Below are 25,815 nucleotides of genomic sequence, written 5' to 3' on the forward strand. Positions count from 1 at the left end.
GTCCCGCATGAATTTCGCCCTGATTCTTTTGATCCTGGTGCTGGTGACCGGGGTGGCCTGGGTGGCCGACAAGTTGGTGTTTCAACCGGCGCGCCGCCGGGCAGCACAGACCGCAGTGGCGCAATTCGATCAGCAGCAACTGGCGTTGCAGGGCTCCGGTATTCAGGGCTCTGGTTCGCAGGAAGGCAATGCGCTGGCGAGTGCGCGCGCGAAGTTGCGTGACGACAAGCTGCGCCAGCCGTGGTGGCTGGAGTACTCGGCGAGCTTCTTCCCGGTGATTCTGGCGGTGTTCGTGCTGCGCTCGTTCGTGGTCGAGCCGTTCAAGATTCCGTCGGGTTCGATGATCCCGACGCTGCTCGTCGGCGATTTCATTCTGGTGAACAAGTTCGATTACGGCATTCGTCTGCCGGTGGTCAACAAGAAGATCATCGAACTGGGCGAGCCGAAGCGTGGCGACGTCGTGGTGTTCCGTTACCCGAAGGATGAGTCGATGGACTACATCAAGCGAGTGATCGGCGTGCCGGGCGACGTGGTCGCTTACCAGAACAAGAAGCTCACGATCAACGGCGAACCGGTGCCGGAAACCGCGCTGCCGGATTACTTCGACGACGAGCACATCGCGTACTTCAAGCAGTTCGAGGAGACGGTTGGCGGCGTGAAGAACCGGATTCTGAACGACCCGAACGTGCCGCCGTACATCATGGGCGCGGACGACTTCCCGAACAAGCAGAACTGCCAGTACAACAGCCAGGGCGTGATCTGCAAGGTGCCGCCGGGCAACTACTTCATGATGGGCGATAACCGCGATAACAGCGCTGACAGCCGCTACTGGGGCTTTGTGCCCGAGCAGAACATCGTGGGTCGGGCGTTCTTCATCTGGATGAACTTCTCGAACCTGAAGCGTCTGGGCGGTTTCCAGTAAGTCGGCTGCTTCACGGGGAGATCTGGCTTCCCCGCTAAGGGCTGAATTAATGCGGAAATTGACGTTATTTCGTCAATTTCCGCATTATTGTTTGTAAATAAGAAATAAAAGGTGCGACGGGAGGCGGCCGCCGGCGGGACAGATCGGTCCTGACCTCGGAATTGTCCGATCCACCGATCTCGCGCCAGTCCGAAAAGCCCGTCGGACGGCGGTAAAGCCCGTCGTTTCTTGGCGACGACCCGCGCCGGGGCGGGAGCGTCGCGCTATACTTGCGCCATGTCTCAATCACTGAATCAACTGGAAGAACGTCTCCAGTATCGCTTCCACGATGCGGAATTGCTTTGCCAAGCACTGACGCACCGTAGCCACAGTGCCGCCAACAATGAGCGGCTGGAGTTTCTCGGCGATTCCATTCTGAACTGTTCGGTCGCAGCGATTCTGTTCCGTCGCTACGGCAAGCTCGACGAAGGCGACCTCTCACGTGTGCGCGCCAATCTCGTGAAGCAACAATCGTTGTACGAGATCGCGCAGACGCTTGGCGTTTCCGATTTTCTTCGCCTGGGCGAAGGCGAGCTCAAGAGCGGTGGTTTCCGTCGTCCTTCGATTCTGGCCGACACCCTCGAAGCGCTGTTCGGGGCGATGTACCTCGATGGTGGATTCGAGAAGGCCTATGCGGTGATCGAGCGTCTGTACACGCCCGTGCTCGAACATGTCGATCCGAAGACACTCGGCAAAGACGCCAAGACGCTGCTTCAGGAATACCTGCAAGGCCATAAAATCGCGCTGCCACAGTACACGGTGATCGCCACCCACGGGGCGGCGCACAATCAGCAGTTCGAGGTCGAGTGCACCGTGCCGAAGCTCGACATCAAGGTAGGTGGTTCGGGTGCCAGCCGTCGCGCGGCCGAGCAGGCTGCGGCCAAGAAGGCGCTGGAGGAAGTGCAGAAGATGCCCGCGCTGGCGAAGCCGAAGGCCGAGAAGAGCGCGAAGGCGGCGAAGAAGCGTGCTGCCAAGGCTGCGGCCTCGGAAGCGAAGAAGGCTGGACAGGGCGGGCAACTGACGGTGGCGTCGCAGACCGAGTCGAAGGACGTGAAGGAGTCCCGCGAGCCGAAGGATGCGCGCGATGCCGCGGCCGGCGCGACCACGGCGCCAGCCATGACCGCGTCGAGCCACAATGCGCCTCGCAATGCGGCCGCATCGACCGAGAAGTCCGCCGAAAAGCCGACCGACAAGGCCGACGCCGCCAAGCAACCTCCGGCAGCTGCCTGAGTCCCATTCAGGGGGAGAGCAATCGCTGCTGTCCCCCTTTCAAGAGAGTTTCCAATCATGAACGATAAGACGGATTTTCGCTGCGGTACCGTGGCGATCGTCGGGCGTCCGAACGTCGGCAAGTCGACGCTGCTCAACGCCCTCGTCGGTCAGAAGATCAGCATTACGTCGCGCAAGGCGCAGACCACGCGACATCGCATCACCGGCATCAATACCACGGAAGACGCGCAGTACATCTTCGTCGACACCCCGGGTTTTCAGACACGTCATGCGACCGCACTCAACCGCTCGCTCAATCGCGCGGTGACGTCCACGCTGTCGAGCGTGGATGTTGTGATGTTCGTGATCGAAGCAGGTAATTTCGGCCCGGACGACGAGAAGGTGCTCAAGCTCCTGCCGGAGAACACGCCGGTGCTGCTGATCGTCAACAAGCTGGACCGTATCAACGATAAAGCCGAGATGCTGCCGTTCCTGCGCAAGCTGGGCGAAGTGCGTGATTTCCGCGAAATCGTGCCAATGTCGGCGAAGCGCGAGGACGACATCAAGCGTTTGCTCGGTGTGTTGCGTCCGTACCTGCTCGAAGGTGACCCGATTTACGGCGAGGACGATCTGACCGATCGCAGCGAGCGCTTCATGGCGGCCGAAATCCTGCGCGAAAAGGTGTTCCGCTGGACGGGCGACGAATTGCCGTACACGAGCACGGTCATCATCGACAAGTTCGAAGTCGAAGGGAACCTACGCCGCATTTTTGCGACGATTCTGGTCGATCGCGATAATCACAAGGCGATGATCATCGGCAACAAGGGCGCGAAGCTCAAGCAGATCTCCACCGATGCACGCCTCGATATGGCGAAACTCTTCGACGGTCCCGTGTATCTGGAAGTGTGGATCAAGGTGAAGGGCGGGTGGGCCGATAACGAAGCCGGCCTGCGGGCATATGGCTACGAGTGAGCTGGATACGTCACGTGACGATGTCGACGCGCCGGATGCCGTAACGTCGGCGGGCGGTGCGTCGCAAGCCACGCGATCGGCACGATCCCCGCGAGCCGCCTCGGAGGCGGTGGGGGCACGGTCCGCGCGTACGAAGAGCACGCGCACGCGTGCCGTGGACGACGATGCCTCGGAAGCCTTCCAGCAAGCCCAGGCCAACACCGATACCGTCAAGCGCGAAGCCAAGCGCTCGCGACGCGCGCCGTCCCCCGCCCGGGTGGTCGAGCGCGAACAAAGCCGGGTGACGGAACAACCCGGCTTTGTGCTTCACAGCTATCCCTACCGCGAAACCAGTCTGATCATCGATGTGCTCACGCGCGACCACGGGCGTATTGCGCTCGTCGCCAAGGGGGCGAAGCGTCCGCATTCCGCACTGCGCGGCGTGCTTCAGACGTTTCAACCGCTCTCGCTCGCGTGGCTCGGCAAAGGCGAGTTGCGCACGTTGACTAAGGCTGAGTGGGTAGGTGGCTTGCGTCCCCTGGAGGGCGACGCGTTGCTCTCGGGCTTTTACCTCAACGAATTGCTGGTGAAGTTCTGCGCGCGAGACGACCCGCACGACAAGCTGTTCCAGCACTATTTGACGACGCTGCATCACCTCGCGCACGGCGAACCTGCGGGCGTGATCCTGCGCGCGTTCGAGCGCGTGTTGTTGCGCGAGACGGGATATGCCGTGGCGTTCGACCGTTGCACGCAATCGCGTGGCAAGGTCGCGCCGGATCGCCGCTACGTGTTCCACCCCGACTGGGGTGTGCGCCCGGTGCGCGGCGACGAACCGTCGGACTGGCCGGTTGTCGCCGGGCAGACGCTGCTCGATATGGAGCAAGACGATTACTCGCGGGCGCAGACCGTGCAGCAAAGCAAGTTGCTCATGCGCTTTCTTCTCAACCACCATTTGGGCGGTGTGCCGCTCAATACCCGGCAGATCTTGCTCGACCTGCAAAAACTATGAGCCTCTTCTTCCAAGGAAACGCCATCGACCTCGGGGTCAACATCGATCACGTCGCTACGGTGCGCAACGCGCGCGGCACGAAATATCCGGATCCGATCAGGGCAGCCCTGCTGGCCGAAGAAGCGGGCGCGGATGTGATTACGCTGCACTTGCGTGAAGACCGTCGCCATATTCGCGACGACGACGTCACGACTCTGCGCGACAAGCTGATCACGCGCATGAACCTCGAGTGTGCGGTGACGGAAGAGATGCTGGCGATTGCCTGTCGCGTGAAGCCGCACGATGTCTGTCTTGTGCCGGAGAGCCGTCAGGAGCTGACCACCGAAGGCGGGCTGGACGTTGTCGGGCTGTACGACCGTATCGCCGCCGCGACGCAACAGCTTGGCGAAGCCGGCAGCCGTGTGTCGCTCTTCATCGACCCGGACGAGGCACCGATTCGCGCTGCCGCCCGCATGGGCGCACCGGTCGTCGAGTTGCACACGGGGCGTTACGCCGAGGCACATGACGAAGCCACGCGCGAGGCCGAGTTCGCCCGCATCGAGCGTGCAGTGGCGCTCGGTGTGTCGCTGGGACTGCGCGTCAACGCCGGTCATGGCCTGCACTATGAAAACGTGCAACCCATCGCGGCCATCGAGGGCATTTCCGAGCTGAACATCGGACACGCCATCGTTGCTCACGCTCTCTTCGCAGGCTGGGAGAACGCGGTTCGTGAGATGAAGGCCATCATGGTCGCCAGCCGCATCGCGGCGCGCGGCTGAGCGGCGGCGTCCCGTCCGTTTATCGCTGCATCAAGCCGTGACACGATTCTTCTCATGAGCGATCCGAATCCCCCGTCGTCGCCGTCTTCGGCGATTAGCCCGACGGCAGCCTCCGGCGTCCCGCCGCAGGGGCCGACGACGATCTACGGCGTGGGCACCGACATCCTGCAAATCAGTCGCGTCGTGGGTGTGATGGCGCGTACGAAAGGCCGATTCGCAGAGCGCGTGCTCGGGCCTGAGGAACTCAAGGTTTATTACGCTCGTCAGAAACGCTCCGAGGTGCGCGGGCTGGCTTATCTATGCACACGATTTGCCGCGAAGGAAGCCGTCTCGAAGGCCATCGGTCTCGGGATGCGCTGGCCAATGACATGGCGTGCCGTGCAGACGCTGAACGCGCCTTCCGGGAAGCCGGTGGTGGTCGCGTCGGGTGAGTTAGCACAGTGGCTCGCCGAGCGGCAATTGTCGATCGAGATTTCGATCACAGACGAAAAGGAATACGCGGTCGCCTTTGCGATCGCGTCACGTAATTTAGGCAACATTGGCAATATTGCATCGGAGAAATCGCAATGACGAAGCGCAGGCCGGGCCCGGTGATGCTGGACGTCGTCGGGCTGACCCTCAGCGAAGACGACATCCGTCGCATCGATCACCCGTTGACCGGGGGTGTCATTCTGTTCGCCCGCAACTTCGACGATCGCGCGCAATTGTGCTCGCTCACGAAGCAGATTCGCGACGTGCGCGACGACATTCTGATTGCTGTCGATCATGAAGGCGGACGTGTACAACGCTTTCGCACCGACGGCTTCACGCATCTGCCCGCGATGGGCAAGCTGGGCAAGCTCTGGCATGAGGATGTATTTAAGGCAACGCGCGTCACGACGGCCGTTGGCTACGTGCTTGCGTCGGAACTGCGTGCCTGCGACATCGACCTGAGCTTCACGCCGGTGCTGGATCTGGACTATGGAACGTCTGCTGTGATCGGCGACCGTGCGTTCGATGCGGATCCGCGCGTGGTGGCGATGCTCGCCAAGAGCCTCAACCACGGGCTGTTGCTCGCAGGCATGGCGAACTGCGGCAAGCACTTCCCGGGGCACGGTTTTGTGGCGGCCGACTCGCATCACGAGATTCCCGTGGACGAGCGCTCGCTCGACGAAATTCTGTCCGTCGATGCGCAACCGTATGACTGGCTCGGCATGTCGCTCGCGGCGGTCATGCCGGCGCACGTGATCTATCCGCAGGTCGACCCGAACCCGGCAGGCTTCTCGACCAAGTGGCTCAAGGAGATTCTGCGCGGCCAGTATGGTTTTGACGGCGTGATCTTCAGCGACGACCTGTCGATGCAGGGCGCGAGTGCGGCGGGCGACGTCGTGACGGCCGCTCACGCAGCGCTGGACGCTGGCTGCGACATGGTGCTCATCTGCAACAGTCCGGAGAAGGCGGACCGGCTGCTGCACGAAATGAAGCCGGTGGCCGACACCGTCTCGCAGCGCCGCATCAAGCACTTGCTGGGACGTGGCAAGGTGCACGGCTGGGAGAAGATGCTCGCGCAGCCGGAGTATCAGGCGGCGAAGCGTCTGATCGCGCAGACGTTCGGCGGCTAAGGCTGCACAAGGCCGGTGCAAACCGGTCGCCCCAAACAAAAAGCGCTCGACCCCGAAGGGACGAGCGCTTTTTTGTTACCTGACGAACCACACCGCCCGAGAGCGCTGCGGTCGCAAGCCATCGCTTAGGCGCGGCTCTTGTATTCGTCGGTACGCGTGTCGATTTCGATCTTGTCGCCAGTGTTCACGAACAGCGGAACCTGAACTTCCAGCAGGTCGTTGATCTTGGCGTTCTTCAGGACCTTGCCCGACGAGGTGTCACCCTTCACAGCCGGTTCCGTGTACTCGACCACGCGCACGAGCGTCGTCGGCAGTTCCACCGAGATAGCCTTCTCTTCGTAGAACACGACTTCGCACGGCATGTCGGCTTCGAGGTACTTGATGGCGTTGTCCATGTTCTCGGCTTCGACTTCGTACTGGTTGTACTCATCGTCCATGAACACATACATCGGGTCAGCGAAGTACGAGTACTTCACTTCCTTCTTGTCGAGGTTGACTGTCTCGAACTTGTCGTCGGCGCGATAGGTGAATTCGCCGCGGCCTTCCTTCAGCAGCTTCTTGTACTTCAGCTTAACCATGCTGGAGTTACGGCCCGACTTGACGAATTCGGTGCGGAGCACGACGTTCGGCTCACCCTCCAGGATGAAGACGTTACCGACGCGGAGTTCTTGAGCGATTTTCATAAAAAACGAGATCCTGTGACGAAATAAGCGATTTGCCGCTTGTTGAGCGCTTCCATACGCCGATTCGCCGCTTGATTCCCGTGTCCGCCAAGGGCGACTCGGAGCAGCAGGTTCAGCAGCAAAGCGTTGAAAAACCAGCTATTTTACCTGATTTTGCGCGAAGCTTGCCAACTGTCGCGCGAGGTCCGGAAGCTGCGCCTGAGCGTTTGCCCACGCCTGCGCATGGCGTGTCAGGGCGGGCAGCGCCGCTGCCAGAGCCGCCCAGTCCGGCGCGGTGCTGGCGTACCCGTTCCAAAGGTGCCAGAAGGTACGCAGCGCTTCACGTCCCCCGTGTCCCAACGAGGCGTCGCCGGTAGGCAAGTCCGCCAGATAGCGTTCGAGAAAGGCGTCGAGCTTCACATGATGGGCATTTTCCGCTTGCGGATAGATGTGCCAGACGAACGGCTTCGCCGCCCATTGCGCGCGCACGAACGAGTCTTCCCCCCGCACAAAATTCAGATCGCACGCCCAGAGCAGATGATCGAACTCATGTTGCGGGACAAACGGCAAACCGTAGACGGTGAGCGCGCCGCGCGCCGCCGATTCGCGCGGGGCGAGTGCCTCACGTCCCAGCCACTCGCCGACGGCCGGGGCGATCCGGCCTTGGGGAACGAGGCAGACGATGGGCGTCTCGCTTTCCGACCATTGAGTGAGCAACGCTGGTAACGCGGTGTTCTCGTACGCGAACAGCGAGACAATCAGCGCATCTTGCGGTGCCGCAGACAGGCCGAGCGTGCGTTGCCACCAGGCGTCGCGCAGGTCGGCGGACGAGAGGAAGGCGTCACGCCGGGAAAACAGCTCGCGCTCCCGGATTAGCCCACCGGAGCGCTCGGTGAATCCGGGCATGAAAATCGTTTTGACGAGGCCCAGTTGTGGGTGAACCGACTTCTGTGCATGGAATTCATCGACCCACCCCTCGGCGCTCAGATACTCCAGATTGACCCACATCGGCGCGTTGCCGGCCTGTTTCCGGGCGTGCATCGCATGGAGATAGGCGTCCGGAATGTGGCAGGCGAACCCCTCGATAACGATGTCGCCCGGCGCGTTGTCGTCCGTAATCGGGCCGAAGTCGGCGTCCCAGCGTCGCACGTCGACGCCGTCGCAGCGCTGCCGTGCCTGCGTCGGATCGATGTCCGGGCGCAGATAGCGGAAGCTCGCGAGATCGTCGACCCAGAGCCGCACGGACCATCCATGTTCGCGCACGAGTTGGCGGGCGAGTCGCCAGCACACGCCGATGTCGCCGAAATTGTCGACGACGGTGCAGAAAAGGTCGCAGCGCGGCACAAGAGGCAGGTGGCCGACGTTCGTAGTGGTCGGCGAGGGCACCGGTGGGGAATCGGTAGACAGGGGCATTGAGAAGCCGAAACGCGGATTGGTCTAAACTTCTGATTTTAGTCCCTCCTTGTATCTATCGAGGCACTCAAGGGACGCTCAGATCGCCAGAGTTCATGACCGAAGACGCCCACGACGTCACGCCGCCGCGTAAGTCCCGCAAAGCCAAAGCCACCGACGCTGCCGAGCCCACGCCATCGGCAACGGCGGGTGACGCCGCGCAGCCGTCGGCTCCGTCAGCACCGGATGACGTGTCTGGCGAGGCGTCGGCCGAGACAACGGCTTCACCGTCCGCCAAGCCAGACAAGACGGCCAAATCCGGCAAAGCCGCCAGACTCGCCAAAGCCGGAACACCGAAGCGCGAGCGCCGCAACGGCAACGACGGGCCGCAGATGCCTGCGGATGACGCCAGCGACGCCAACGACGCGCCGTTGTTCGACGCGCGCAAAGCGCTCTCGCAGTTGCCGAACCTGCCCGGCGTCTATCGCTACTACGATGCGGCGGGCAACGTTCTTTACGTGGGCAAGGCGCGCAATTTGAAGAAGCGCGTATCGAGTTACTTCAACAAGACACAGTTGTCGCCGCGTATTGCGTTGATGGTTGCGCGCATTGCGAAGCTGGAAACGACGGTCACGCGCTCCGAGACGGAAGCGCTACTCCTTGAAAACAATCTGATCAAGGCGCTACATCCGCGCTACAACATCCTGTTTCGGGACGACAAGTCGTATCCGTTCCTCAAGCTCACGCAACACAAGTACCCGCGCATGGCGTATTACCGTGGCTCGGTGGATCGTCGTGGTCAGTATTTCGGACCGTTCCCGAGTGCATGGGCGGTGCGCGAGAGCATCCAGATTCTGCAAAAGGTTTTCCAGTTGCGCACCTGCGAAGACTCCGTCTTTTCGAATCGCACGCGTCCGTGTCTGCTCAATCAGATCGAGCGATGCAGCGCGCCGTGCGTGGGCGCGATTCAGGAGGAGGACTACGCGCGCGACGTGAACAACGCCGCCGCGTTTCTCTCCGGACGTCAAAAGGAAGTGCTCGGCGCGCTCGAAGACAAGATGATGGCCTACGCTGAAGCGCTTAAGTTCGAGCAGGCGGCGGTCGTGCGTAATCAGATGCAGGCGCTCTCCGGTGTGTTGCAGCAGCAGTCCGTCGAAACGGCGGGCGATGTCGATGCCGACATTCTTGCCGTGGCCTACGCAGGCGGTCGCGCTTGCGTCAACCTTGCGATGGTGCGCGGCGGACGTCACCTGGGAGACAAGGCTTATTTCCCGGCGCACGTCGAGCGGGGTGTGGAAGGCGGGATCGCGGACGAATTCGAGGAAGACGAGGTGCTGGCCGCGTTGCCGTCCGATGATGATTCGGGCGATTCGGACGATGCTGTGGCAAAGCCGGAAGTGAGCGGCAACGATCCGTCCACACAAGTTGCACAACCGCCGTCAGCGTCGCTCGAATCGCGTCTGCTCGAAGCGTTCGTCGCTCAGCACTATCTCGGCCAGTCGGTGCCGCCGGTGCTGGTGGTGAGCCATGCGTTGCCGAACGACGAGTTGCTCACGGCGCTCTCGGAGCAAGCGGGCCGCCGTATCGCGATGGTGCGCCAACCGCAGGGTCAGCGACGCGCGTGGCTCGACATGGCGTTGCAAGGCGCGCAGCTTGCGCTCACGCGTTTGCTGACGGAGCAGGGCAGCCAGCAGGCGCGCACCGGCGAGCTGATCCAGACCATCGGACTCGACATCGACGATCCCGCGCTGCTGCGCGTGGAGTGCTTCGACATCAGCCATACGCAGGGCGAAGCCACGCAGGCGTCGTGTGTGGTGTTCCATCATCACAAGATGCAGACGAGCGAGTACCGGCGCTACAACATCACGGGTATTACGCCGGGCGACGATTATGCGGCCATGCGCCAGGTGCTCACGCGCCGGTACGGCCGTTTGATGGAGGCTGCCGCTGCGACGTTGAGCGACGCAGCGGACCCATCGTCCGTGGCCGCAGACGTCGCACGTGCCGAGGCCGACACCTGCGTCGTGGCAGAAGGTGACGCGACCGAATCAACTGCATCGAGCGCATCGGCCGCCCCCGATATCGCCGACGTCGAAGCCAATCTCCCGCAACTGGTGCTGATCGACGGCGGCAAGGGGCAGGTGGAAGTGGCGCGTCAGGTGTTCGTCGAGCTGGGGATCGATATTGGCCGTTTGGTCGGCGTGGCGAAGGGCGAGGGCCGCAAGGTGGGTCTCGAGACGCTGATCTTCGCGGATGGACGTGCGCCGCTCGAGCTCGGTCGCGAAAGCGCGGTGCTGATGCTGATCGCGCAGATCCGCGACGAGGCGCACCGTTTCGCGATCACCGGCATGCGGGCAAAGCGTGCGAAGGCGCGTCAGACATCGCGGCTGGAGGAGATCGAGGGCATTGGCGCGAAGCGTCGTCAGCGTCTGCTGATGCGCTTTGGGGGCTTGCAAGGCGTGGCGTCCGCGAGCGTCGACGAACTGGCGAGCGTCGAGGGCATTTCGACAACGCTCGCCGAGCAGATCTATCGCCAGCTTCACTAAGTCCGGCCGGTTCATACGGGCCGCCGAGGCTTGGTTTTTCTCGGCGGTCTTCGTCACCTCGGCCTCACGTATCGCCGTGAAACAGCAATCGCATGACGGTGTCGTTATCGACGGTTTCCCCGGAAAGCGTGCGGGCGAGCAACTCGCCGCCGACGACCGGTGGCGCAAAAATCATGTCCGGCTGCACGCGCTTCAGTTTGCTCAGGTGCTTGCTGTCGTTCACTGAGGCGATCGTGCGCACGGTCGGCGCGATCTCCTTTGCGGCAAGCACGATGAACGCATTTTCGGAATCGTCCGCCCGCAGTGCGAGCACGGCTTTGGCGTGTTCGATGCCGGCGTGGGTCAGCACGGTGTTGTCGCTGGCGTCGCCGTGCATGACGTCTGCTTCCTCAGGATAGGGATTGTCCACGCCGCTCGCGATGATGACCGTCACCGGCCAGCCGCGCTTGGTGAGTTCATGGTGGACGTTGACGGCCAGCGGCGAGGCACCGGCCACGATGAAGTGGTTCTTTCGTATCACGTGCGTGAATCTCCCGGCGAGAATTTTCTTGAGGTTGCCCCCGACGAGTGGGCCGATGACGACGGAGAGCGACGTCGCGAACACGCTGATCCCGAAGATGATGACCGACGCGGTGAACAGGCGCGCGTCGGTCGATACCGGCACGATATCGCCGTAGCCGACCGTCGTCATCGTGACGATGGCGAAGTAGAACGCCGTGGCGAGATCGCCGACATTCGGCTTGAACTCGCGCCCCAGATACATCGTGCCGAACGTCGCGTAGATCACCAGGGCGAACACGGCCACCAGCGTGTAGAGCGTGGCGGCGGCGAAGCTGGCCCGGTCGAATTCGCGCCAATACCAGAGCAACAATCCGAAGCAGACGAGCGAGAGAACGAACGTCACGTCGAAGCGGATGTTGAGGTGGAAGTTGATGGCGGCGGCAAGCGCGAGCATGACCAGCGTGAAAGCCCACGCGGTGCGTGCGCGAATCACGAGTCCGCAGGACAGCGCGACGAGCGCCGTGCCGACGAGCGCACGGGGAAGATGTGAGAAGTCAATGCGCTCAATGGCGTTCAGTCCGAACAGCAGTCGGGGCAGGTGTGTGGCTTCGATATGTTCGAGGGCGGAGAGGTCGCCGCGAACGAAGAGGTCGATGAGCAGCGAGCCGGGCACGCGCAGCAATACGGAGGCGACGAGCAGCAGGCCGTCGATGCCGACGAGTCCGGCAATCAGCACGTGCCGGGGAACGAGTGACCCGAGAGGCGGCCGGTGCAGGGCACTACGCAGGGCAGACAGGGGCGAGTGCAGTTTCACGAGATCGGCGCTATTGGCGGGATGTTGCGAGCAAGATAGTGTCACACTGGCGCACATGTCAACAGGCGTGCGGTGCCGCGGCCTTGTCGCTACGGGGCAGACACGGCACAATGCGGGTCTGGTACGGCTGCCGAGTGCGCCGTGTGTCGACGTTTGCCGAACTCATGCTGCCATGCCTTTCAATGTCCCCATATTCCTGACCTGGCTTCGGATCGTGCTGATCCCGCTGGTCGTCGGCGTCTACTATTTGCCGACGACGTGGTTGTCGTCCGTCGAGATGAACTGGGTGGCGTGCGCGGTGTTTGTGCTGGCGGCGCTGACCGACTGGTTTGACGGGTTTCTGGCACGCCGCTGGAATCAGACATCGGCATTCGGCGCGTTTCTGGACCCGGTGGCGGACAAGCTGATGGTGGCGGCGGCGCTGCTGATGCTGTTGCAGATGGGGCGGATCAACGCGCTGGTGGCGCTCATCATCATCGGACGGGAAATCACGATTTCGGCGCTGCGGGAGTGGATGGCGCAGATTGGCGCGTCGCGCAGCGTGGCGGTGCATCAGTTGGGCAAGATCAAGACGGCGGCGCAGATGGTGGCGATTCCGTTGTTGCTGTTCAACGGCACGGTGGCGTGGAATGGGTTGCGTTTCGACTCGCGATTCTGGGGTACGTGGCTGATTTACGTGGCAGCAGTTCTCACGTTGTGGTCGATGCTGTATTATTTGCGCCGCGCGTGGCCGCAGATTCGTGAGCGTGGCGGCGCACAGATGTGAGCGTAAGTCTCTGAATATGCGGGAAGTGCGCGGGATCTGTGCGGTGAAGGAGAAAAAACTTCACAAATTTTCAGTGCGGGTGCTTGACACTGAATCGTCGTTTAGACATAATCTCCTTCTCGCTGCTACGGCGTTAGCCCGGCAGCGAAGTTTTTAGAAGTTGATGGATTGGTAGTACGCATGACAATGCGGGAGTAGCTCAGTTGGTAGAGCGCAACCTTGCCAAGGTTGAGGTCGCGAGTTCGAGACTCGTCTCCCGCTCCAGTTTTCACACTGGACATTGAGTGAGTGATCCTTGGTGTTCGGTGTCATGCGGGAGTAGCTCAGTTGGTAGAGCGCAACCTTGCCAAGGTTGAGGTCGCGAGTTCGAGACTCGTCTCCCGCTCCAAATCCAGAGGGAAGCCTGACTTCCCTTTTTATTTGCCGAAAAGCCCACGGCGATCGATCCGACGGGCGCCCTCGATGGCAACAGCGAGTGGTTACAATGCGGCAGCATGTCTCGATGGCGGGATAGCAAAATGGTTATGCAGCGGCCTGCAAAGCCGTTTACGTCGGTTCGATTCCGTCTCCCGCCTCCAAAATTCAAAAGCCCTGACTTGTCAGGGCTTTTTCTTTTTCTGCGTCGGTTTTCTCGTCCTCAAACATCCTCTCGGGCGCAATACAACCGGCAGGCCCCGGTCCGACTTCACAACACCATCGCACGCATGATCCGGCCGGTCGCTTCGTCGGCCGGGTAGAACGCTTCGAGCGCCAGCTCGGCGAGCGTCACATCCACGGGGGTGCCGAATACCGTGGTCGTGCTGAAGAACGACAGCAGACCCTCGTTCATGCGCAACTGCATCGGCACGAAAATGTTCGCCGTGGGCGGTACCGCCGGTGCAGGCCTGCGCTCTGCCACGGGATACGCTTTCAACTCCTCGTACAACTCGCCTAGCGTGGCGTCGCCGCTCGCGTGAATTTGCTGACGCAGGCGATGCAGCAGATGCGCGCGCCATTCCGGCAGATTGGCGATGCGCGACGCGAGACCGTCGGGGTGCAGCGACAGGCGCAGCACATTCACGGCACCGCTCAGCAACGACGGGTCGACGCCCGCGAGCAGCGGCATCACCGCGCGGTTTGCCGCGAGCAGCGTCCAATGTCGGTCGACGGCCAGTGCCGGATACGGCTCATGACCATCGAGCACACGTTGGACGGCTTCCCGGGCGACGCTCATGTCGGGGGCGTCGAACGCGCGCGCCTCGAAGCGGGGCGCAAAGCCCGCCGCGACAAGCAGCGCGTTGCGCTCACGCAGTGGAATGTCCAGCGCTTGCGCGAGATGCAGGAGCATCTCGCGGCTGGGTTGCGCGCGGCCCGTCTCCACAAAGCTCAAATGGCGGGTGGAAATCTCGGCTTCCAGCGCGAGATCAAGCTGGCTCATGCGTCGACGCTGACGCCAGTCGCGCAACAGGGTTCCGATAGCAGGTGTCGTCATGACGCGCAGTATGGGCGGTTGGAGGAAGGGCAGCCATTACCTCGCAGGTAATCGACGGTGCGTCGCGCAATCGAGAAGATTATAGCCAGCGAGACACGATGTCTCGTCATCCTGAGCAACGCCGCCATGGGCACGTTGCCAGGATCGGACCCACTCCAATGGAGGTCATCATGATGTCATCCCGTCAGTCCTCGCCTGAGGCTTCGCGTCACAACTCGCATCATTCGCTTCATTCCTCCTCCCGCGCTTCGATGCTTGCCCGCGTCATGCTCGCCGACGCGCTGGTGAGCGGTGCCGTCGGGCTGTTGCAGGTACTTGCTGCGGTCCCGCTGGCGGGGCTGCTGGACCTGCCCGCCGTCGGACTGCGCGTCACGGGCCTTGTCCTGCTTGTCTACGGGGCGGCGCTCGTCTGGCTGGTGCGACGTACCGCGTTACCCGCTGGGGCAGCGTGGACGGTCATCGGCATCAACGTGATCTGGGCACTCGATTGCGCCTTGTTGCTGGCATCGGACTGGATCGCACCCAACGGGCTAGGCATGGCCTTCATCGGTATCCAGATCGCCACCGTGTTGATGTTCGCCGAACTGACGTTCATCGGACTTCGCCGCCGTCGGCAGGTGTCTGTCTGATGGGGTTGGGGCCCCCGCGATGTCACGAATTCACTGTTATTCGATAACGGCGGGGGTAGTCGGTATTACTATCGTCAGAATTGATCCAGACTTCGGAAATCGACGACAGACATGACCGACAAAAGGCTGTTTTATTACCCGAGCAACGCCAGCATGGCCCCTCACATTGTTCTGGAGGAAATCGGCCAGCCATTCGAATTGGTGTTGGTAGATCGCAATCACAATGAACACAAGTCAGCCGAATATCTGCGCTTGAATCCCAACGGATTGATTCCGGTGTTGGCCGATGGTGGCATGGTGTTGTATGAGACGGCCGCTATCTGCCTGCATCTTGCGGACACGGCGCCTGAAAGCGAGTTGGCACCCAAGCTGGCAACGCCGGAGCGTGCCGAGTTTTACAAGTGGCTCATGTGGCTGACGAACACGCTTCAGTCGGCATTGATTGTCTATTTCTACCCGGAGCGCTGGGTGGACGTTGGCAACGTGGCGGGTGTGGATCAAGTGCGGGCGCACGCTGAGTCGAAGATCGGCACTTTGCTTGAGCAGTTGGAGCAGCAACTTCAGTCGAGCGGCGGCCCATGGCTACTGGGCAACCAATACTCGATCCTCGATCCTTACGCATTCATGCTCTGCCGGTGGACAAGAGGCTTCAAGAATCCGGCTCGCGAGCGTGCGCTGCTCGGTCAGTATTTGCAGCGGATGCTCGTACGCCCTGCGGTTCAACGCGTGTTGAAAACTGAGGGGCTGGCTGCGCCATTCGTCTGAGCCAAAGTTTCGTGGGGTATGCGAAGATCCGGATCGTCTGCGGTCGGGGAAGTTGCCGCAGCGAATTCCAATCACCAACAACTGAAATCACCGACGTCGTCTGGCGTCGTCAAAATCGTCGGTCATACTAAAAATAATGAATCATTCCGATCGGGCCATATTGGCGGGTTGTCTGTGCATGTTCAGTGCCATATCGACGCTTCCGGCGTTGTACTGGATTTTTGCATCCGAACAGGGGCGAGCTGCCGGGCTGTTCCCGGGTTCGACGCTTTCGGTCAGCTGGCAGTGGGCGCTCGTCGCGTTGGGTGCCTGTTGGAGTGCCGTCTGTGCCATCGCGCTCATGCAACGCTATGCCTGGGCGAAGACGCTGTTGATCCTTCAAGTGATTTCCAGTTCTGCGTTGACGTGGTTCATCGGGAAGAGCGGGCCGATGACCCATCTGTCGACGCTTCTGGTCGCGGTCCTGCCGTTATTGATCGTTCTGCGTGTGCCGATTGAGCGCGTCAGGGAATGGCGTTCGAGGACGATGACGCAGCAGATTCGACGCATCTTCGGACTGTGCGCCTATGGTTTTTCCATCGCGTTGATGTTCCTGATCCTGATGGCACTATTCAGCGGCACATCCGCGACAGCCAATACGATGGCGACGACCAGTACGACAGCTATCAGCGTCGTTGTCGTCGCGCTGTTGATCATGCTGTTTGGCGGCGTCGTTTGGGGCGACAGAAGTGCGGCACGCAGAGCCGCAGGTTTGTCACTGATCGCACTCGCGATTTTCATGGTGGTGCAGTGCGTAATGGCCGCTGCCTATGTTCGTGAGTACGCGCCGCAAGCACCAAGCCTGTTGCACTGGTCGGAGACGCTCCCCATGTTGCTCTTTCTGGCGATGACGGGTTTCACCGTGCGCAGAATGGTGCGAGAGAGGTAACGAAGACGCCCGCAAACGAACTGCGCGACTGACAGCGCAGTTGTCTCCCCCGCTCAGACCCTCCGTCAGTCCACGCGTTGCCAGACAGAGATCGGCACGTCTCCGTTCGGACGCGGCGTCACGCGGTAGCTCAGCTCACCACCCTTGAGTTCGTAATTGCGCTTCTGCTGTTCTCCCTCCCAGTTGGGGAAAGATGCGTTATGGATGTGGAACGTCAGCGTGCCGTCGGCCGGATCGATGCTGATCGTGCCCGTATGAGTGCTGGAGCCCATGACCGCTGCCTTGTACTCGGCGGGCGTCCCCGCACTCTTGTCGCCCGACGCGAATTTGGGCCGCTCCGCCTTGAAGATTTGCAGAGAGTAGTTTCCCTTCGCGTCGATGACCAGCAGGCCCTTGGGCGCCGCGCCATAGTCGCGTGCGAGAGAGCCGTCCGGATGCTGGACGTCTGCCGCGACCAATGTCCATGTGCCCGCGAGTGACGGCGCAACCGTCGGCGTCGCGGCGTGTGAGCCCGCCGCCAATATCGTGCACACCGAGAAGACTGCGCCGAGCATGCCGCGCTTAAGCATCGTCTGACCATTCATAACGTGATATCTCCGAGACCGGAAGGAGGTGAGAGGGATGGCCGGGGTGGACACGCGCAAATCGTGCGAGGCACGCGGATCAGCCCGCCACAGTCACCGATGATAGCCAGATGAACGATGCAGTGAATGCGATAATTCGGCATCAACGCTTCAGAGAAACTGAATAATGACGATCCCGAATCTCGACATGGATGCCCTGCGGACATTCCTCGCGACTCAGCAATTGGGCAGTCTGAATCGTGCAGCCGATCGCGTTGGACGTTCGCAATCGGCTGTCAGTCAACAGATGCGCAAGCTCGAAGCGCAGGTCGGTCAGCCACTGTTTCGTCGACAAGGGCGAGGCTTGATGCTTACCGACGCGGGCGAACTGATCCTCTCCTATGCGAACCGCATTCTCGATCTCAATGACGAAGCCGTTCGCGCGGTTCGCGGGGCGTCGGTCGAAGGTGTGGTGCGCTTCGGTCTGCCTGGCGACTTCGCGGAAACGTGGTTACCGGCGGCGCTTGGGCAATTCAAGAAGACGCATCCGGGGGTGCGCGTTGAAGTTGCCGTCGAACGCAACGGCGTGTTGCTTGAACGGCTGGACCGAGGGGAACTCGACCTCGTTCTCGTGATGGGGAACGAAAGCCGGTCCGATGCCGAGCCTCTCGCCATGTTGCCGATGACATGGATCGGACCTGTCGGTGTCGACGTAGCGCTGACGCCAGGCATTGCGTTGGACCTCGCGCTGTACAACCCGCCGTGTTTCTTTCGTCGCGCGGGCATCGAAGCGCTCGATGCCGCAGGCATTTCGTGGCGACTGGCATACACGACGGCGAGTCTTCAGAGCCTCTGGTCGGGTGTCGCCGCAGGACTTGGCATCACATTGAGAACGGCAGCCGGTCTGCCGTCGTCGTTAAAGCGGCTTGGCGCAAAAGAGGGCCTGCCGCCGCTACCGTCGGTGGCGCTTTGCCTGCATGCGGGTCATCGGGACACGCCACCCGCATTGGCGCAGCTAAAGCGTGTGGTGACGGAATGCGCCAGCGCGAACCTCGCCGTCTAAGAGGGCAACGTCGCGACGTTCGCGCTCCTCACTGCAGCACAGTTTCTGCGTGGCCGCACGCGTCGTCAAAGCGCTGGATAAACTCGAAACCATGCTGCAACCCACGCAGGGCGATAATCCTGCTGACTTCGATTACGCGTTCAATCTGGATTACGGATGCAAGCATACCGATGCCGTATTGCCGCTTTGCGGCGTTCGTCAGGCGCCCCGCGAGCCACTTGCCGCGATGACGCTCATCCACACAGACCGCGCTGATTTCCACATAACCGTCCAGACGCATGCGCTCGCCCGCCATCGAATTTTGCACTGGACGGCGCATTCGACACCGGCCAAGTCGTATCTGCGCACGTGGCGCGAGCAAGGCGTCGGCATCGCGGAGGCCTGTATCGGCACATTCGTGGTGGCCGACAGCGGCTTGCTCGACGGGGAGGAGGCGACGACCCCATGGTCGCTTGCGCCACTGTTTCGTGAGCGATATCCGACGGTGAAACTGAGCGATTCGCGAATGGTCGTGGAGTCGAACGGGCTGGTGATGGCCGGTGCGGCGATGGGGCACCTCGACCTCGCGCTGTGGTTCGTGCGGCAGGCCAGCCCCGAGCTCGCGTCGCACGGTTGCAATCTCGACACCGCTGCGACGGAGGTCGGCTATGCGGATGCCTCCAGCCTGCGCAGCCTGCTCAGACGCAAACTAGGGCGCACCGTGAAGGAGCTTCGCAGCGACTGATGGTCAGAACCCGATCTGCTTAAGAAATTCGTTCACGGGACCCGACCACATCTTGCCGCCGTAGGTGAGCAGCATGTGACCGTCGTGCCCAGCGACATCCTCCGTGTGGACGAACTTCGCCGGACTGCCCGACGCAGCGAAGGCGTCGAACCACTGTTTCGGTGCGTCCGGTCCCCAGTACTGGTCATTGTGCGCGTACAGCCAGAGTCCCGGGATTTTCGTCGTCTTTCCGAATTCGCCGTAGACCGTCTTCATCTGCTCGGGATCGCAGCTGTGTTGCGGCGACAACTCGGGCGACCCGCCTGCGCCGCCGGAGAAGTTGATGTAACCGACGACGCCCGGCGGATTCGTGGCCGCCGTGGAGACGGTCGTGAAGCCGCCGACCGAGCGCCCCTCCAGCACCACACGATTCTTGTCCGCCCAGGGTTGCGTCTGTACCCACTTCAACGCCGCGAGGTTGGCTTCGGCTGTGACCTTCGCGAGCTTCTCGAAGTCGGGACGCCGCACGCATTGCCCGTTCTTGAACGACGAACCGGAGTTCTCCCGATCCGGCCCGCCCGTCAGACCGTACCCGACGCGAATCGGCGCGACGATGGCGAACCCTCGCGCCAGCCAGAACCGCACGTGACCCTTGAGAATCGGGGCATCGAGTTTCGCGCGAACGAGCGGATCCCCCGCACGTCCGTGCTCGAAGATCAGCACGGGGAACGGGCCGTTGCCCGCCGGTTTGTAGACTTCCGTGTGCATCGCGATGTCACCGCCGAAGGTACTCGCCCCGGGCACGACGATGCCGACGATTTCGGGCTTGATTTCGGGCTTGACGTCCGTCTGCGACGGTGCGGCGCTCGCAGGCGTTGCCGAGGTGTCGTCCGTCGCCGCGAACGACGTCGGTATCGAAACGAGGAGTGCAGTGAGCGCGGTGGCGCAAAGCGAACCGGCGCGCTTGAGCGCGCATGCGGCGAAGCGTGTCATATGAGGGACGATCGTGAGGGATGAGCCAGTTGGACTTGCAAGCCGACGCTATCGTACTTCGCACTGTGTGACAGCGACACTCATTCGAACGGCTGAGGATGCCGCCTATATCGGCAACGTCAGTCGTCGGTTTCTATGCCGTCGCCGTCGGCATGCGCCACGTCGACGATCTCCGTCGAATCGGTCGCAAAGTAGCGCCCGGGTGTGGTGTGGAAGGTGCGTCTGAACACCGCGATGAAGGCGCTGGCGTTGTCGTACCCCAGGTCCAGCGCGACGGCCCCGACCGGTTGTCCGGCAGCGAGCAGTTCCAGCCCGCGCAACAGACGCGCGCGCTGACGCCACGCCGTGAACGTCAGCCCCGTTTCCTCGACGAAGCGCCGACTCACCGTGCGCGTCGATGTGCTGGCCCAGTCGGCCCACGCGTCGAGCGAGCGGTCGTTGGCCGGATCGTCGATGAGGGCGGTGGCGATGCGTCGCAGGCGAGGGTGGTTCGGCATGGGCAGACGGAAGGCGTCGGCGGGGCTGACGGCGATCTCGTCCAGAATCACGTGCATGATGCTCAATTGCGCCCGGTCCGGCTCGCCCAGCGCCCACTGTGCGGCACGCGCCACCGCCTCGCGCAGAAGTCCGGACACCTCGATCGCTCGCGGCTGATCCGGCAACCCGGCGCATTGATCCGGACGCACATACACCGCCCAGCCATTGAACGGCCCATGCGAGAAAGCAGCATGCGGGCAGTGCGGAGGCACCCAGACAGCACGCGACGTCGGCACGACCCATGTGCCGAGATTGGTGCGAACCGAGATCAGGCCGCTGAACAGCCCGAGCAACTGTCCGGATGCGTGTTGGTGCGTCTGCGAGACGCGCGGCACGCTTTCCCGACCGACGAGCGCAATCAGCGGCGGGTCCTGCGCGTCCATGATCTGCACGCGTGCCATCTTCGGCTTCAGGTGGTCGGGTAATTCCATGGCGTCATTTCGCTATTGAATGGCTTGGATAGTCTATCAGCGCCATCTGGTGTCGCGATATGCTCGGCACATGTTTTTGAAGGAGCACCGCCATGTCGCTGTCAATCTATCCCGCCGGTTCGCGTGACGCCGCGCAGTCGTCGGCATCCACAACGTCCGCTACGTCAGCTACGTCCGCCGATTCCGCTCACGTCGATCTCGATGCCCTGTACGATCCGCCATCCGAGGGGATCGTCAAAGGCGTGATGTCGCGCCTGTTGCCGTTCCATACGGCTTACCTCGATGTCGCGACGTTCTTCTGCGTGGCCACCGGCAATGCGCAAGGTCTCGACGCTTCACCGCGCGGCGGCGCACCGGGCTTCGTCAAAGTGCTCGACGAGAAGACGGTCGTGTTCGCGGACTGGCCCGGCAACAACCGTATCGCCTCGCTGCGTAATCTGACCGAAGACGACCGCATCGGCATGTTGTTCCTGTTCCCGGGGCTGGAAGTCTTCATGCGTATCAACGGTCATGCGCGCATTACCGTCGACCCTGCGCTGCTGGAACATTTGAAGGAAGGTGAGCGCACGCCGAAGACGGCGATCGTCGTGAGCATCGACGAAGTGCTGTTTCACTGCGGCAAGGCGATCAATCGCGCGAAGCTCTGGCGTGCCGAGTCGCAACTCGACCGCAAGGCCGTACCGTCGATGGGAGATATGAAGGCGGCGCTCACAGGGATGGACCCTGCCCGCGCCAGCGAGATCGATGCGGGGTACTACCGCGCGGTGCGCGGCGACCTTTATTGACGACCGGCGAGCCGGTCCTGCGCGGGAGCGCTCAGTTTTGCGTACCGGCCGACTCTTGCGCGCGGCGCAGACGCTCGCGGCTATTCGTGAGGTGCGTGCGCATGGCGGCGCGTGCGGCCTCCGGGTCGCGACGTGAAATCGCGTTGTAGATGTCTTCGTGTTCGCGATTCACGCGATTGAGATACGACACCTGATCGTCGTCGGCCAGCGCTGCCGAGTTCACGCGCGTACGCGGAATGATCGTGTTGCCGAGTTGTTCGAGGATGTCGTGGAAATAGCGGTTGCCGGTCGCGCTCGCTACTTGCAGGTGGAAGGCGACATCGGCTGTCACGGCGTTGCCGGTGCGCTGACGCACGTGCATCTCGAAGTCGTCCAGCGCCTGACGCATCGCCTTGAGTTGCGCGTCCGTGCGACGGTTCGCCGCCAGACCTGCCGCTTCCGTTTCGAGCGAGATGCGCAGCTCCAGAATCGCCATCACGTCGAGCATCGTCAGAATGCTGTTCGTGTCGACTTGCAACGCGTTTTCACGCGGCGCTTCGAGCACGAAGGTGCCGATGCCGTGACGCGTTTCCACCAGTTGTGCCGCCTGCAACCGCGAAATCGCTTCGCGTACCACCGTGCGGCTCACGCCCAGACTTTCCATGATGGCCGACTCGGTCGGCAGCTTGTCGCCCGGACGGAACGTGCCTGCACGAATCTGCTCGGACAAGGCGCTCACCACCTCCTCCGTGAGGCTGCGAGACTTGCGGCGAGGACGTGCGGGCAACGGGCTGGTCATGGACATGGCGTCGGTTGAAATTGTGGGTGACGATAAATGGCAAAAACGCCCCCAGTTTACCTTATCGACCGTCGCATACATACGACAACCGATAAGAATCGACCGCCAACGCCACAGCCCAGACGCTACCGGGCACTGGCGGCCGAAAAGACTGCTTTGTGCGACTTCTCGCGACCACTCTCCGCACCTGCTGCCATCCAGACCGGCACGCGCACAGCGTCGGTCCGGACGGCGTTACCCCTTAGGGACGGGCATCAGAAATCGACGCGAATCCCGAGCATGCCGACGAACTGCGAACTCGTCGCCGACGGCGTGCTGTTCTGCGAGTCGCCGACCACCGGACCGGCGTTGATGATGCTCACGCCGTTCGCCGAGATCGACTTGCCGTTGGCGTGTTGCCACGCTTCGAGCGCATACAGCGATGTGCGCTTCGAGAGCGAGTACACCTGCGCGAGCGACACTTGATGATAAGTCGCGGCGTCGGTGATGCCGTTGGCCTTCGACGCGGCCGTGTAGCTGTACGCCGCCGCCAGACGCCACTGCGGCGACACGATCCACGACGCGTGCACACCCGCCGTGTTGAAGATCGCGCTGTCGTGGAAGAGCGACGCTGCGCCCGGCTTGTACTGCACGTTGCTGTAGCTCGCACCCAGCGTCACGCTGCCGAGCGTGTAGATACCGGCCACCGCAATGTGTTGCAGCGAGTCGGCGGTGACATAGCCCTGATTGACGGCCGACGTCCCCGGCACCCCGGTAGACGAGCCGTTCCAGGTCGTGCCACCGCCGATGTTGTTCAGACGCAAGTAGCCCGCCGCCAACGACAACGGACCGCCGTCGTAACGCAACGCACCGGAGAACGTGTTGCCCTTACCCATCGCACCGGCCTGACCGCCGAAGCCGTACTGAACGCTGGCCGTCACGCCCCACAGCACCGGTGACGTGTACGTCACCGAGTTGTTGATGCGGATAGTCGTGTCCAGGCCGTCGATATCGCCGGGGTGCGCGCCGGTCGCGCCCGTGACATACGCGACGGGACCGATCGTGCCGACCATCAGGTAGTACGGCGAGTACTGACGGCCGATGGTGACCGTGCCCGCCTGTGCGTTCTTCACGCCGACGAACGCCTGACGGTTGAACATCACGCCCGACGAACTGAATGCGCCGCTATTCACGTCAAAGCCGTTTTCCAACTGGAAGAGTGCGCTGGTGCCCCCGCCCAGATCTTCCGTGCCGCGCAGGCCCCAGCGGCTGCCCGCGAGGTTGCCGTTGCGCAGATAGGTGTTCGACTTGCCGTTCTGGTTGCTGCTGTAGGTCAGCGCATCGTCGACGATCCCGTACAGCGTCACGTTCGACTGTGCATACGTCGGCATTGCACCGGCGGCGAGACCGGCCAATACGAGCCCGGCAAACAGTTTCGAATGTCTCACGACTTCTCCTCTTGTGATGTGTTTTCTTGGACTTCGCGTACTTCGTTTTTGTGTGAAGCGGGTGCTGCTTTTGTGGTGCTGCCGTGGTGTTCTGTCTGAGGGGGGGGGCGGGCCTGATCGAACGCTCAAAAGTGCGCTCAAAAACGCGGTGCCTTGCCGCTCCAGTCGGGCCGGTATTTGCGCATCTGCACCGCGTCGTTGCGCGTGCGCAGGCCGCAGCGCAGGTATTGTTCGTGGAGCTTGGCCAGTTGGTCCTGATCGATTTCGAGTCCGAGTCCGGGGGCTTTGGTGACGGCGACCGCGCCGTTGCGAATCGCGATCTTGCCGCCGTGCACGACTTCCTCGTCGGCTTCCTGCCAGGGGTAGTGCGTGTCGCAGGCGTAGGACAGACGTGGCACGCTCGCCGCCAGATGCGTCATCGCCATCAGGCTGATGCCGAGGTGCGAGTTCGAGTGCATCGACAAACCGATGTCGAACGTCTCGCACATGCGCGCGAGCAACTGCGTGTCGCGCAGTCCGCCCCAGTAGTGGTGATCGGAGAGGATGATCTGCGCGCCGTTCAGGCGCACGTTCTCGCGGAACTGCCGCAGATCGGTGACGACCATGTTCGTGGCGAGCGGCATGCCCGTCGCACGATGCAGCTCCGCCATGCCTTCGAGCGTGGGCGTGGGGTCTTCGTAATATTCAAGGTCGCCGGCCAGTTCGCGTCCCATCGCGATTGCCGTCGGGAGCGACCAGTTGCCGTTCGGATCGATGCGCAGCGGCTTGTCGGGGAATGCGCGCTTGAGGGCCTTCAGGCATTTCACTTCTTCGGCCGGTTCCAGTACCCCGGCCTTGAGCTTGATGCTGCCGAAGCCGTACGTGTCGATCATGAAGCGCGCTTGAGCTATGAGCTGCTCGGCGTTCAACGTCTCGCCCCAGCTATCCGGCGCGTACGGCGAATCGATGTGCTGCGCGTACTTGAAGAACAGATACGCGCTGTACTGCACTTCCTGGCGCACCGCACCGCCGAGCAGTTCGACGAGCGGTATCCCCAGATGCCGCGCCTGCAAATCCAGAAACGGGACTTCGAACGCGGAGTAAAGCTTTTCGGCGTCCTTGCGCGGGTCGGTGCCCGGCGCGAGTTCGTACTCCACGCGCTCGCCACGAACGCCCTGACGCACGACAGAGGCGACCCGCTCACGCAGCCCGTTCGTGTCGAACGGATCCATGCCGATCAGCAGCGGACGTGCGTTTTCGAGAAGGGCGAGTACCGGCGCATCGCCATAGGTTTCGCCCAGTCCGACATGCCCGTTATCCGTCTCGATTTGGATGATCGAGCGCAGGGCATACGGTTCGTGAATTCCCGCAGCATTGAGTAGCGGCGGGTCGCGAAAGGCAATCGGGGTGATCGTGATGCGCTGAATTTTCACGGCAACTTTTCCTTGGTCTCCACCAGGAACGGGGTGTCGGTGGCGACGTCTATTTCGCGGTTTGTGTAACTTTTACGTCATCGTATGACTGGCCGTAATTTAGGTGACGTACTGGCCGTGTCTCTATCGGTGAAATCCCTGACAAAATGCTCGGCATCCC

24 protein-coding genes, 3 tRNA genes and 1 pseudogene are annotated in these 25,815 nt (G+C 62.1%); 18 read left to right on the plus strand and 10 right to left on the minus strand.

Features of this window, described 5'->3' with window-relative positions; genetic code table 11:
• The first annotated feature begins 7 nt into the window (after positions 1-7).
• The 7 genes and pseudogenes from lepB to nagZ all read left to right on the plus strand — a co-directional run bounded on the left by lepB (position 8) and on the right by nagZ (position 6,489).
• Complete coding sequence (lepB, locus tag PAN31117_RS07245) at positions 8-922, plus strand: signal peptidase I (RefSeq protein WP_150737585.1); 915 nt, start codon at positions 8-10, stop codon at positions 920-922.
• A 276-nt stretch (positions 923-1,198) separates the two neighbouring features.
• Positions 1,199-2,176: pseudogene (gene rnc / locus PAN31117_RS07250) on the plus strand (ribonuclease III); the annotation flags it as partial.
• A 72-nt stretch (positions 2,177-2,248) separates the two neighbouring features.
• Positions 2,249-3,142: a GTPase Era gene (gene era, locus PAN31117_RS07255; protein WP_039401209.1), complete on the plus strand. Its 894-nt coding sequence runs from the start codon at positions 2,249-2,251 to the stop codon at positions 3,140-3,142.
• The gene (gene recO, locus PAN31117_RS07260) at positions 3,129-4,130 is read left to right on the plus strand and encodes a DNA repair protein RecO (RefSeq protein WP_246188948.1); all 1,002 of its coding nucleotides are present in this window, start codon (positions 3,129-3,131) and stop codon (positions 4,128-4,130) included. Before era ends, recO begins: the two co-directional genes overlap by 14 nt.
• Positions 4,127-4,888 carry a pyridoxine 5'-phosphate synthase gene (pdxJ, locus tag PAN31117_RS07265; RefSeq protein ID WP_150737587.1) on the plus strand — a complete coding sequence of 254 codons (762 nt, stop codon included), beginning with the start codon at positions 4,127-4,129 and terminating at the stop codon, positions 4,886-4,888. Before recO ends, pdxJ begins: the two co-directional genes overlap by 4 nt.
• Before the next feature lie 54 nt (positions 4,889-4,942).
• Positions 4,943-5,458 (plus strand): holo-ACP synthase, encoded by a 516-nt coding sequence (acpS, locus tag PAN31117_RS07270; protein WP_150737588.1) that lies wholly within the window; start codon positions 4,943-4,945, stop codon positions 5,456-5,458.
• Complete coding sequence (gene nagZ / locus PAN31117_RS07275; RefSeq protein WP_150737589.1) at positions 5,455-6,489, plus strand: beta-N-acetylhexosaminidase; 1,035 nt, start codon at positions 5,455-5,457, stop codon at positions 6,487-6,489. The genes acpS and nagZ overlap by 4 nt, the downstream gene beginning before the upstream one ends.
• Before the next feature lie 125 nt (positions 6,490-6,614).
• Here the strand turns inward: nagZ and efp are convergent, their stop codons facing one another.
• Both efp and earP read right to left on the minus strand, forming a co-directional pair.
• The gene (gene efp, locus PAN31117_RS07280) at positions 6,615-7,172 is read right to left on the minus strand and encodes an elongation factor P (RefSeq protein ID WP_150737590.1); all 558 of its coding nucleotides are present in this window, start codon (positions 7,170-7,172) and stop codon (positions 6,615-6,617) included.
• A gap of 138 nt (positions 7,173-7,310) precedes the next feature.
• A complete protein-coding gene (gene earP, locus PAN31117_RS07285; protein ID WP_150737591.1) occupies positions 7,311-8,564 on the minus strand; it encodes an elongation factor P maturation arginine rhamnosyltransferase EarP in 1,254 nt (417 codons plus the stop codon).
• Positions 8,565-8,935: 371 nt separating this feature from the next.
• Here earP and uvrC point away from each other — a divergent pair, with 371 nt between their 5' ends.
• Positions 8,936-11,089: an excinuclease ABC subunit UvrC gene (uvrC, locus tag PAN31117_RS07290; RefSeq protein ID WP_150737744.1), complete on the plus strand. Its 2,154-nt coding sequence runs from the start codon at positions 8,936-8,938 to the stop codon at positions 11,087-11,089.
• Between the two features lie 64 nt (positions 11,090-11,153).
• Here the strand turns inward: uvrC and kch are convergent, their stop codons facing one another.
• Positions 11,154-12,326, minus strand: coding sequence for a voltage-gated potassium channel protein (gene kch / locus PAN31117_RS07295; RefSeq protein ID WP_246188949.1), 1,173 nt, complete (start codon positions 12,324-12,326; stop codon positions 11,154-11,156).
• A gap of 250 nt (positions 12,327-12,576) precedes the next feature.
• Between kch and pgsA the strand changes: the two genes are divergently transcribed.
• The 4 genes from pgsA to PAN31117_RS07315 all read left to right on the plus strand — a co-directional run bounded on the left by pgsA (position 12,577) and on the right by PAN31117_RS07315 (position 13,748).
• Entirely contained in the window at positions 12,577-13,170 is a 594-nt protein-coding gene (gene pgsA, locus PAN31117_RS07300; RefSeq protein WP_046289661.1) for a CDP-diacylglycerol--glycerol-3-phosphate 3-phosphatidyltransferase, read from the plus strand.
• A 188-nt stretch (positions 13,171-13,358) separates the two neighbouring features.
• Positions 13,359-13,434, plus strand: a tRNA-Gly gene (locus tag PAN31117_RS07305).
• A 48-nt stretch (positions 13,435-13,482) separates the two neighbouring features.
• Positions 13,483-13,558: transfer RNA gene (locus PAN31117_RS07310), tRNA-Gly, on the plus strand.
• Positions 13,559-13,674: 116 nt separating this feature from the next.
• A tRNA-Cys gene (locus PAN31117_RS07315) sits at positions 13,675-13,748 on the plus strand.
• Positions 13,749-13,855: 107 nt separating this feature from the next.
• Here PAN31117_RS07315 and PAN31117_RS07320 read toward each other — a convergent pair.
• Positions 13,856-14,641, minus strand: a complete 786-nt coding sequence (locus PAN31117_RS07320; RefSeq protein ID WP_150737592.1) for a helix-turn-helix domain-containing protein — start codon at positions 14,639-14,641, stop codon at positions 13,856-13,858.
• A 170-nt stretch (positions 14,642-14,811) separates the two neighbouring features.
• Between PAN31117_RS07320 and PAN31117_RS07325 the strand changes: the two genes are divergently transcribed.
• The 3 genes from PAN31117_RS07325 (at position 14,812) to PAN31117_RS07335 (ending at position 16,963) form a co-directional block, all read left to right on the plus strand.
• The gene (locus PAN31117_RS07325) at positions 14,812-15,270 is read left to right on the plus strand and encodes a hypothetical protein (protein ID WP_217429636.1); all 459 of its coding nucleotides are present in this window, start codon (positions 14,812-14,814) and stop codon (positions 15,268-15,270) included.
• 111 nt (positions 15,271-15,381) lie between these two features.
• Complete coding sequence (locus tag PAN31117_RS07330) at positions 15,382-16,035, plus strand: glutathione S-transferase family protein (protein ID WP_150737593.1); 654 nt, start codon at positions 15,382-15,384, stop codon at positions 16,033-16,035.
• A 340-nt stretch (positions 16,036-16,375) separates the two neighbouring features.
• Positions 16,376-16,963 carry a hypothetical protein gene (locus PAN31117_RS07335; RefSeq protein ID WP_150737594.1) on the plus strand — a complete coding sequence of 196 codons (588 nt, stop codon included), beginning with the start codon at positions 16,376-16,378 and terminating at the stop codon, positions 16,961-16,963.
• Between the two features lie 65 nt (positions 16,964-17,028).
• Here the strand turns inward: PAN31117_RS07335 and PAN31117_RS07340 are convergent, their stop codons facing one another.
• A complete protein-coding gene (locus PAN31117_RS07340) occupies positions 17,029-17,547 on the minus strand; it encodes a lipocalin-like domain-containing protein (protein WP_150737595.1) in 519 nt (172 codons plus the stop codon).
• Between the two features lie 166 nt (positions 17,548-17,713).
• On the opposite strand from PAN31117_RS07340, the gene PAN31117_RS07345 reads away from it, so the two are divergent.
• Together PAN31117_RS07345 and PAN31117_RS27455 are read left to right on the plus strand one after the other, a co-directional pair.
• Positions 17,714-18,589: a LysR substrate-binding domain-containing protein gene (locus tag PAN31117_RS07345; RefSeq protein ID WP_150737596.1), complete on the plus strand. Its 876-nt coding sequence runs from the start codon at positions 17,714-17,716 to the stop codon at positions 18,587-18,589.
• A gap of 49 nt (positions 18,590-18,638) precedes the next feature.
• Positions 18,639-19,313 carry a hypothetical protein gene (locus PAN31117_RS27455; RefSeq protein ID WP_246188950.1) on the plus strand — a complete coding sequence of 225 codons (675 nt, stop codon included), beginning with the start codon at positions 18,639-18,641 and terminating at the stop codon, positions 19,311-19,313.
• Between the two features lie 3 nt (positions 19,314-19,316).
• Here the strand turns inward: PAN31117_RS27455 and PAN31117_RS07360 are convergent, their stop codons facing one another.
• The gene (locus PAN31117_RS07360; protein WP_150737598.1) at positions 19,317-20,285 is read right to left on the minus strand and encodes an alpha/beta hydrolase family protein; all 969 of its coding nucleotides are present in this window, start codon (positions 20,283-20,285) and stop codon (positions 19,317-19,319) included.
• Positions 20,286-20,404: 119 nt separating this feature from the next.
• Positions 20,405-21,253, minus strand: a complete 849-nt coding sequence (locus PAN31117_RS07365; RefSeq protein WP_306440183.1) for an AraC family transcriptional regulator — start codon at positions 21,251-21,253, stop codon at positions 20,405-20,407.
• Between the two features lie 92 nt (positions 21,254-21,345).
• Here PAN31117_RS07365 and PAN31117_RS07370 point away from each other — a divergent pair, with 92 nt between their 5' ends.
• Entirely contained in the window at positions 21,346-22,038 is a 693-nt protein-coding gene (locus tag PAN31117_RS07370; RefSeq protein ID WP_150737599.1) for a pyridoxamine 5'-phosphate oxidase family protein, read from the plus strand.
• A 31-nt stretch (positions 22,039-22,069) separates the two neighbouring features.
• Here the strand turns inward: PAN31117_RS07370 and PAN31117_RS07375 are convergent, their stop codons facing one another.
• From PAN31117_RS07375 to PAN31117_RS07385, 3 genes are all read right to left on the minus strand, one after another.
• Positions 22,070-22,816, minus strand: a complete 747-nt coding sequence (locus PAN31117_RS07375) for a FadR/GntR family transcriptional regulator (RefSeq protein ID WP_039404139.1) — start codon at positions 22,814-22,816, stop codon at positions 22,070-22,072.
• 254 nt (positions 22,817-23,070) lie between these two features.
• Entirely contained in the window at positions 23,071-24,243 is a 1,173-nt protein-coding gene (locus PAN31117_RS07380) for a porin (RefSeq protein ID WP_281349149.1), read from the minus strand.
• 137 nt (positions 24,244-24,380) lie between these two features.
• Positions 24,381-25,655, minus strand: coding sequence for a glucarate dehydratase family protein (locus PAN31117_RS07385; RefSeq protein ID WP_150737600.1), 1,275 nt, complete (start codon positions 25,653-25,655; stop codon positions 24,381-24,383).
• Positions 25,656-25,815 lie beyond the last annotated feature (160 nt).

Origin of the sequence: Pandoraea anapnoica (assembly GCF_902459765.1) — a bacterium.
GTDB lineage: Bacteria > Pseudomonadota > Gammaproteobacteria > Burkholderiales > Burkholderiaceae > Pandoraea > Pandoraea anapnoica.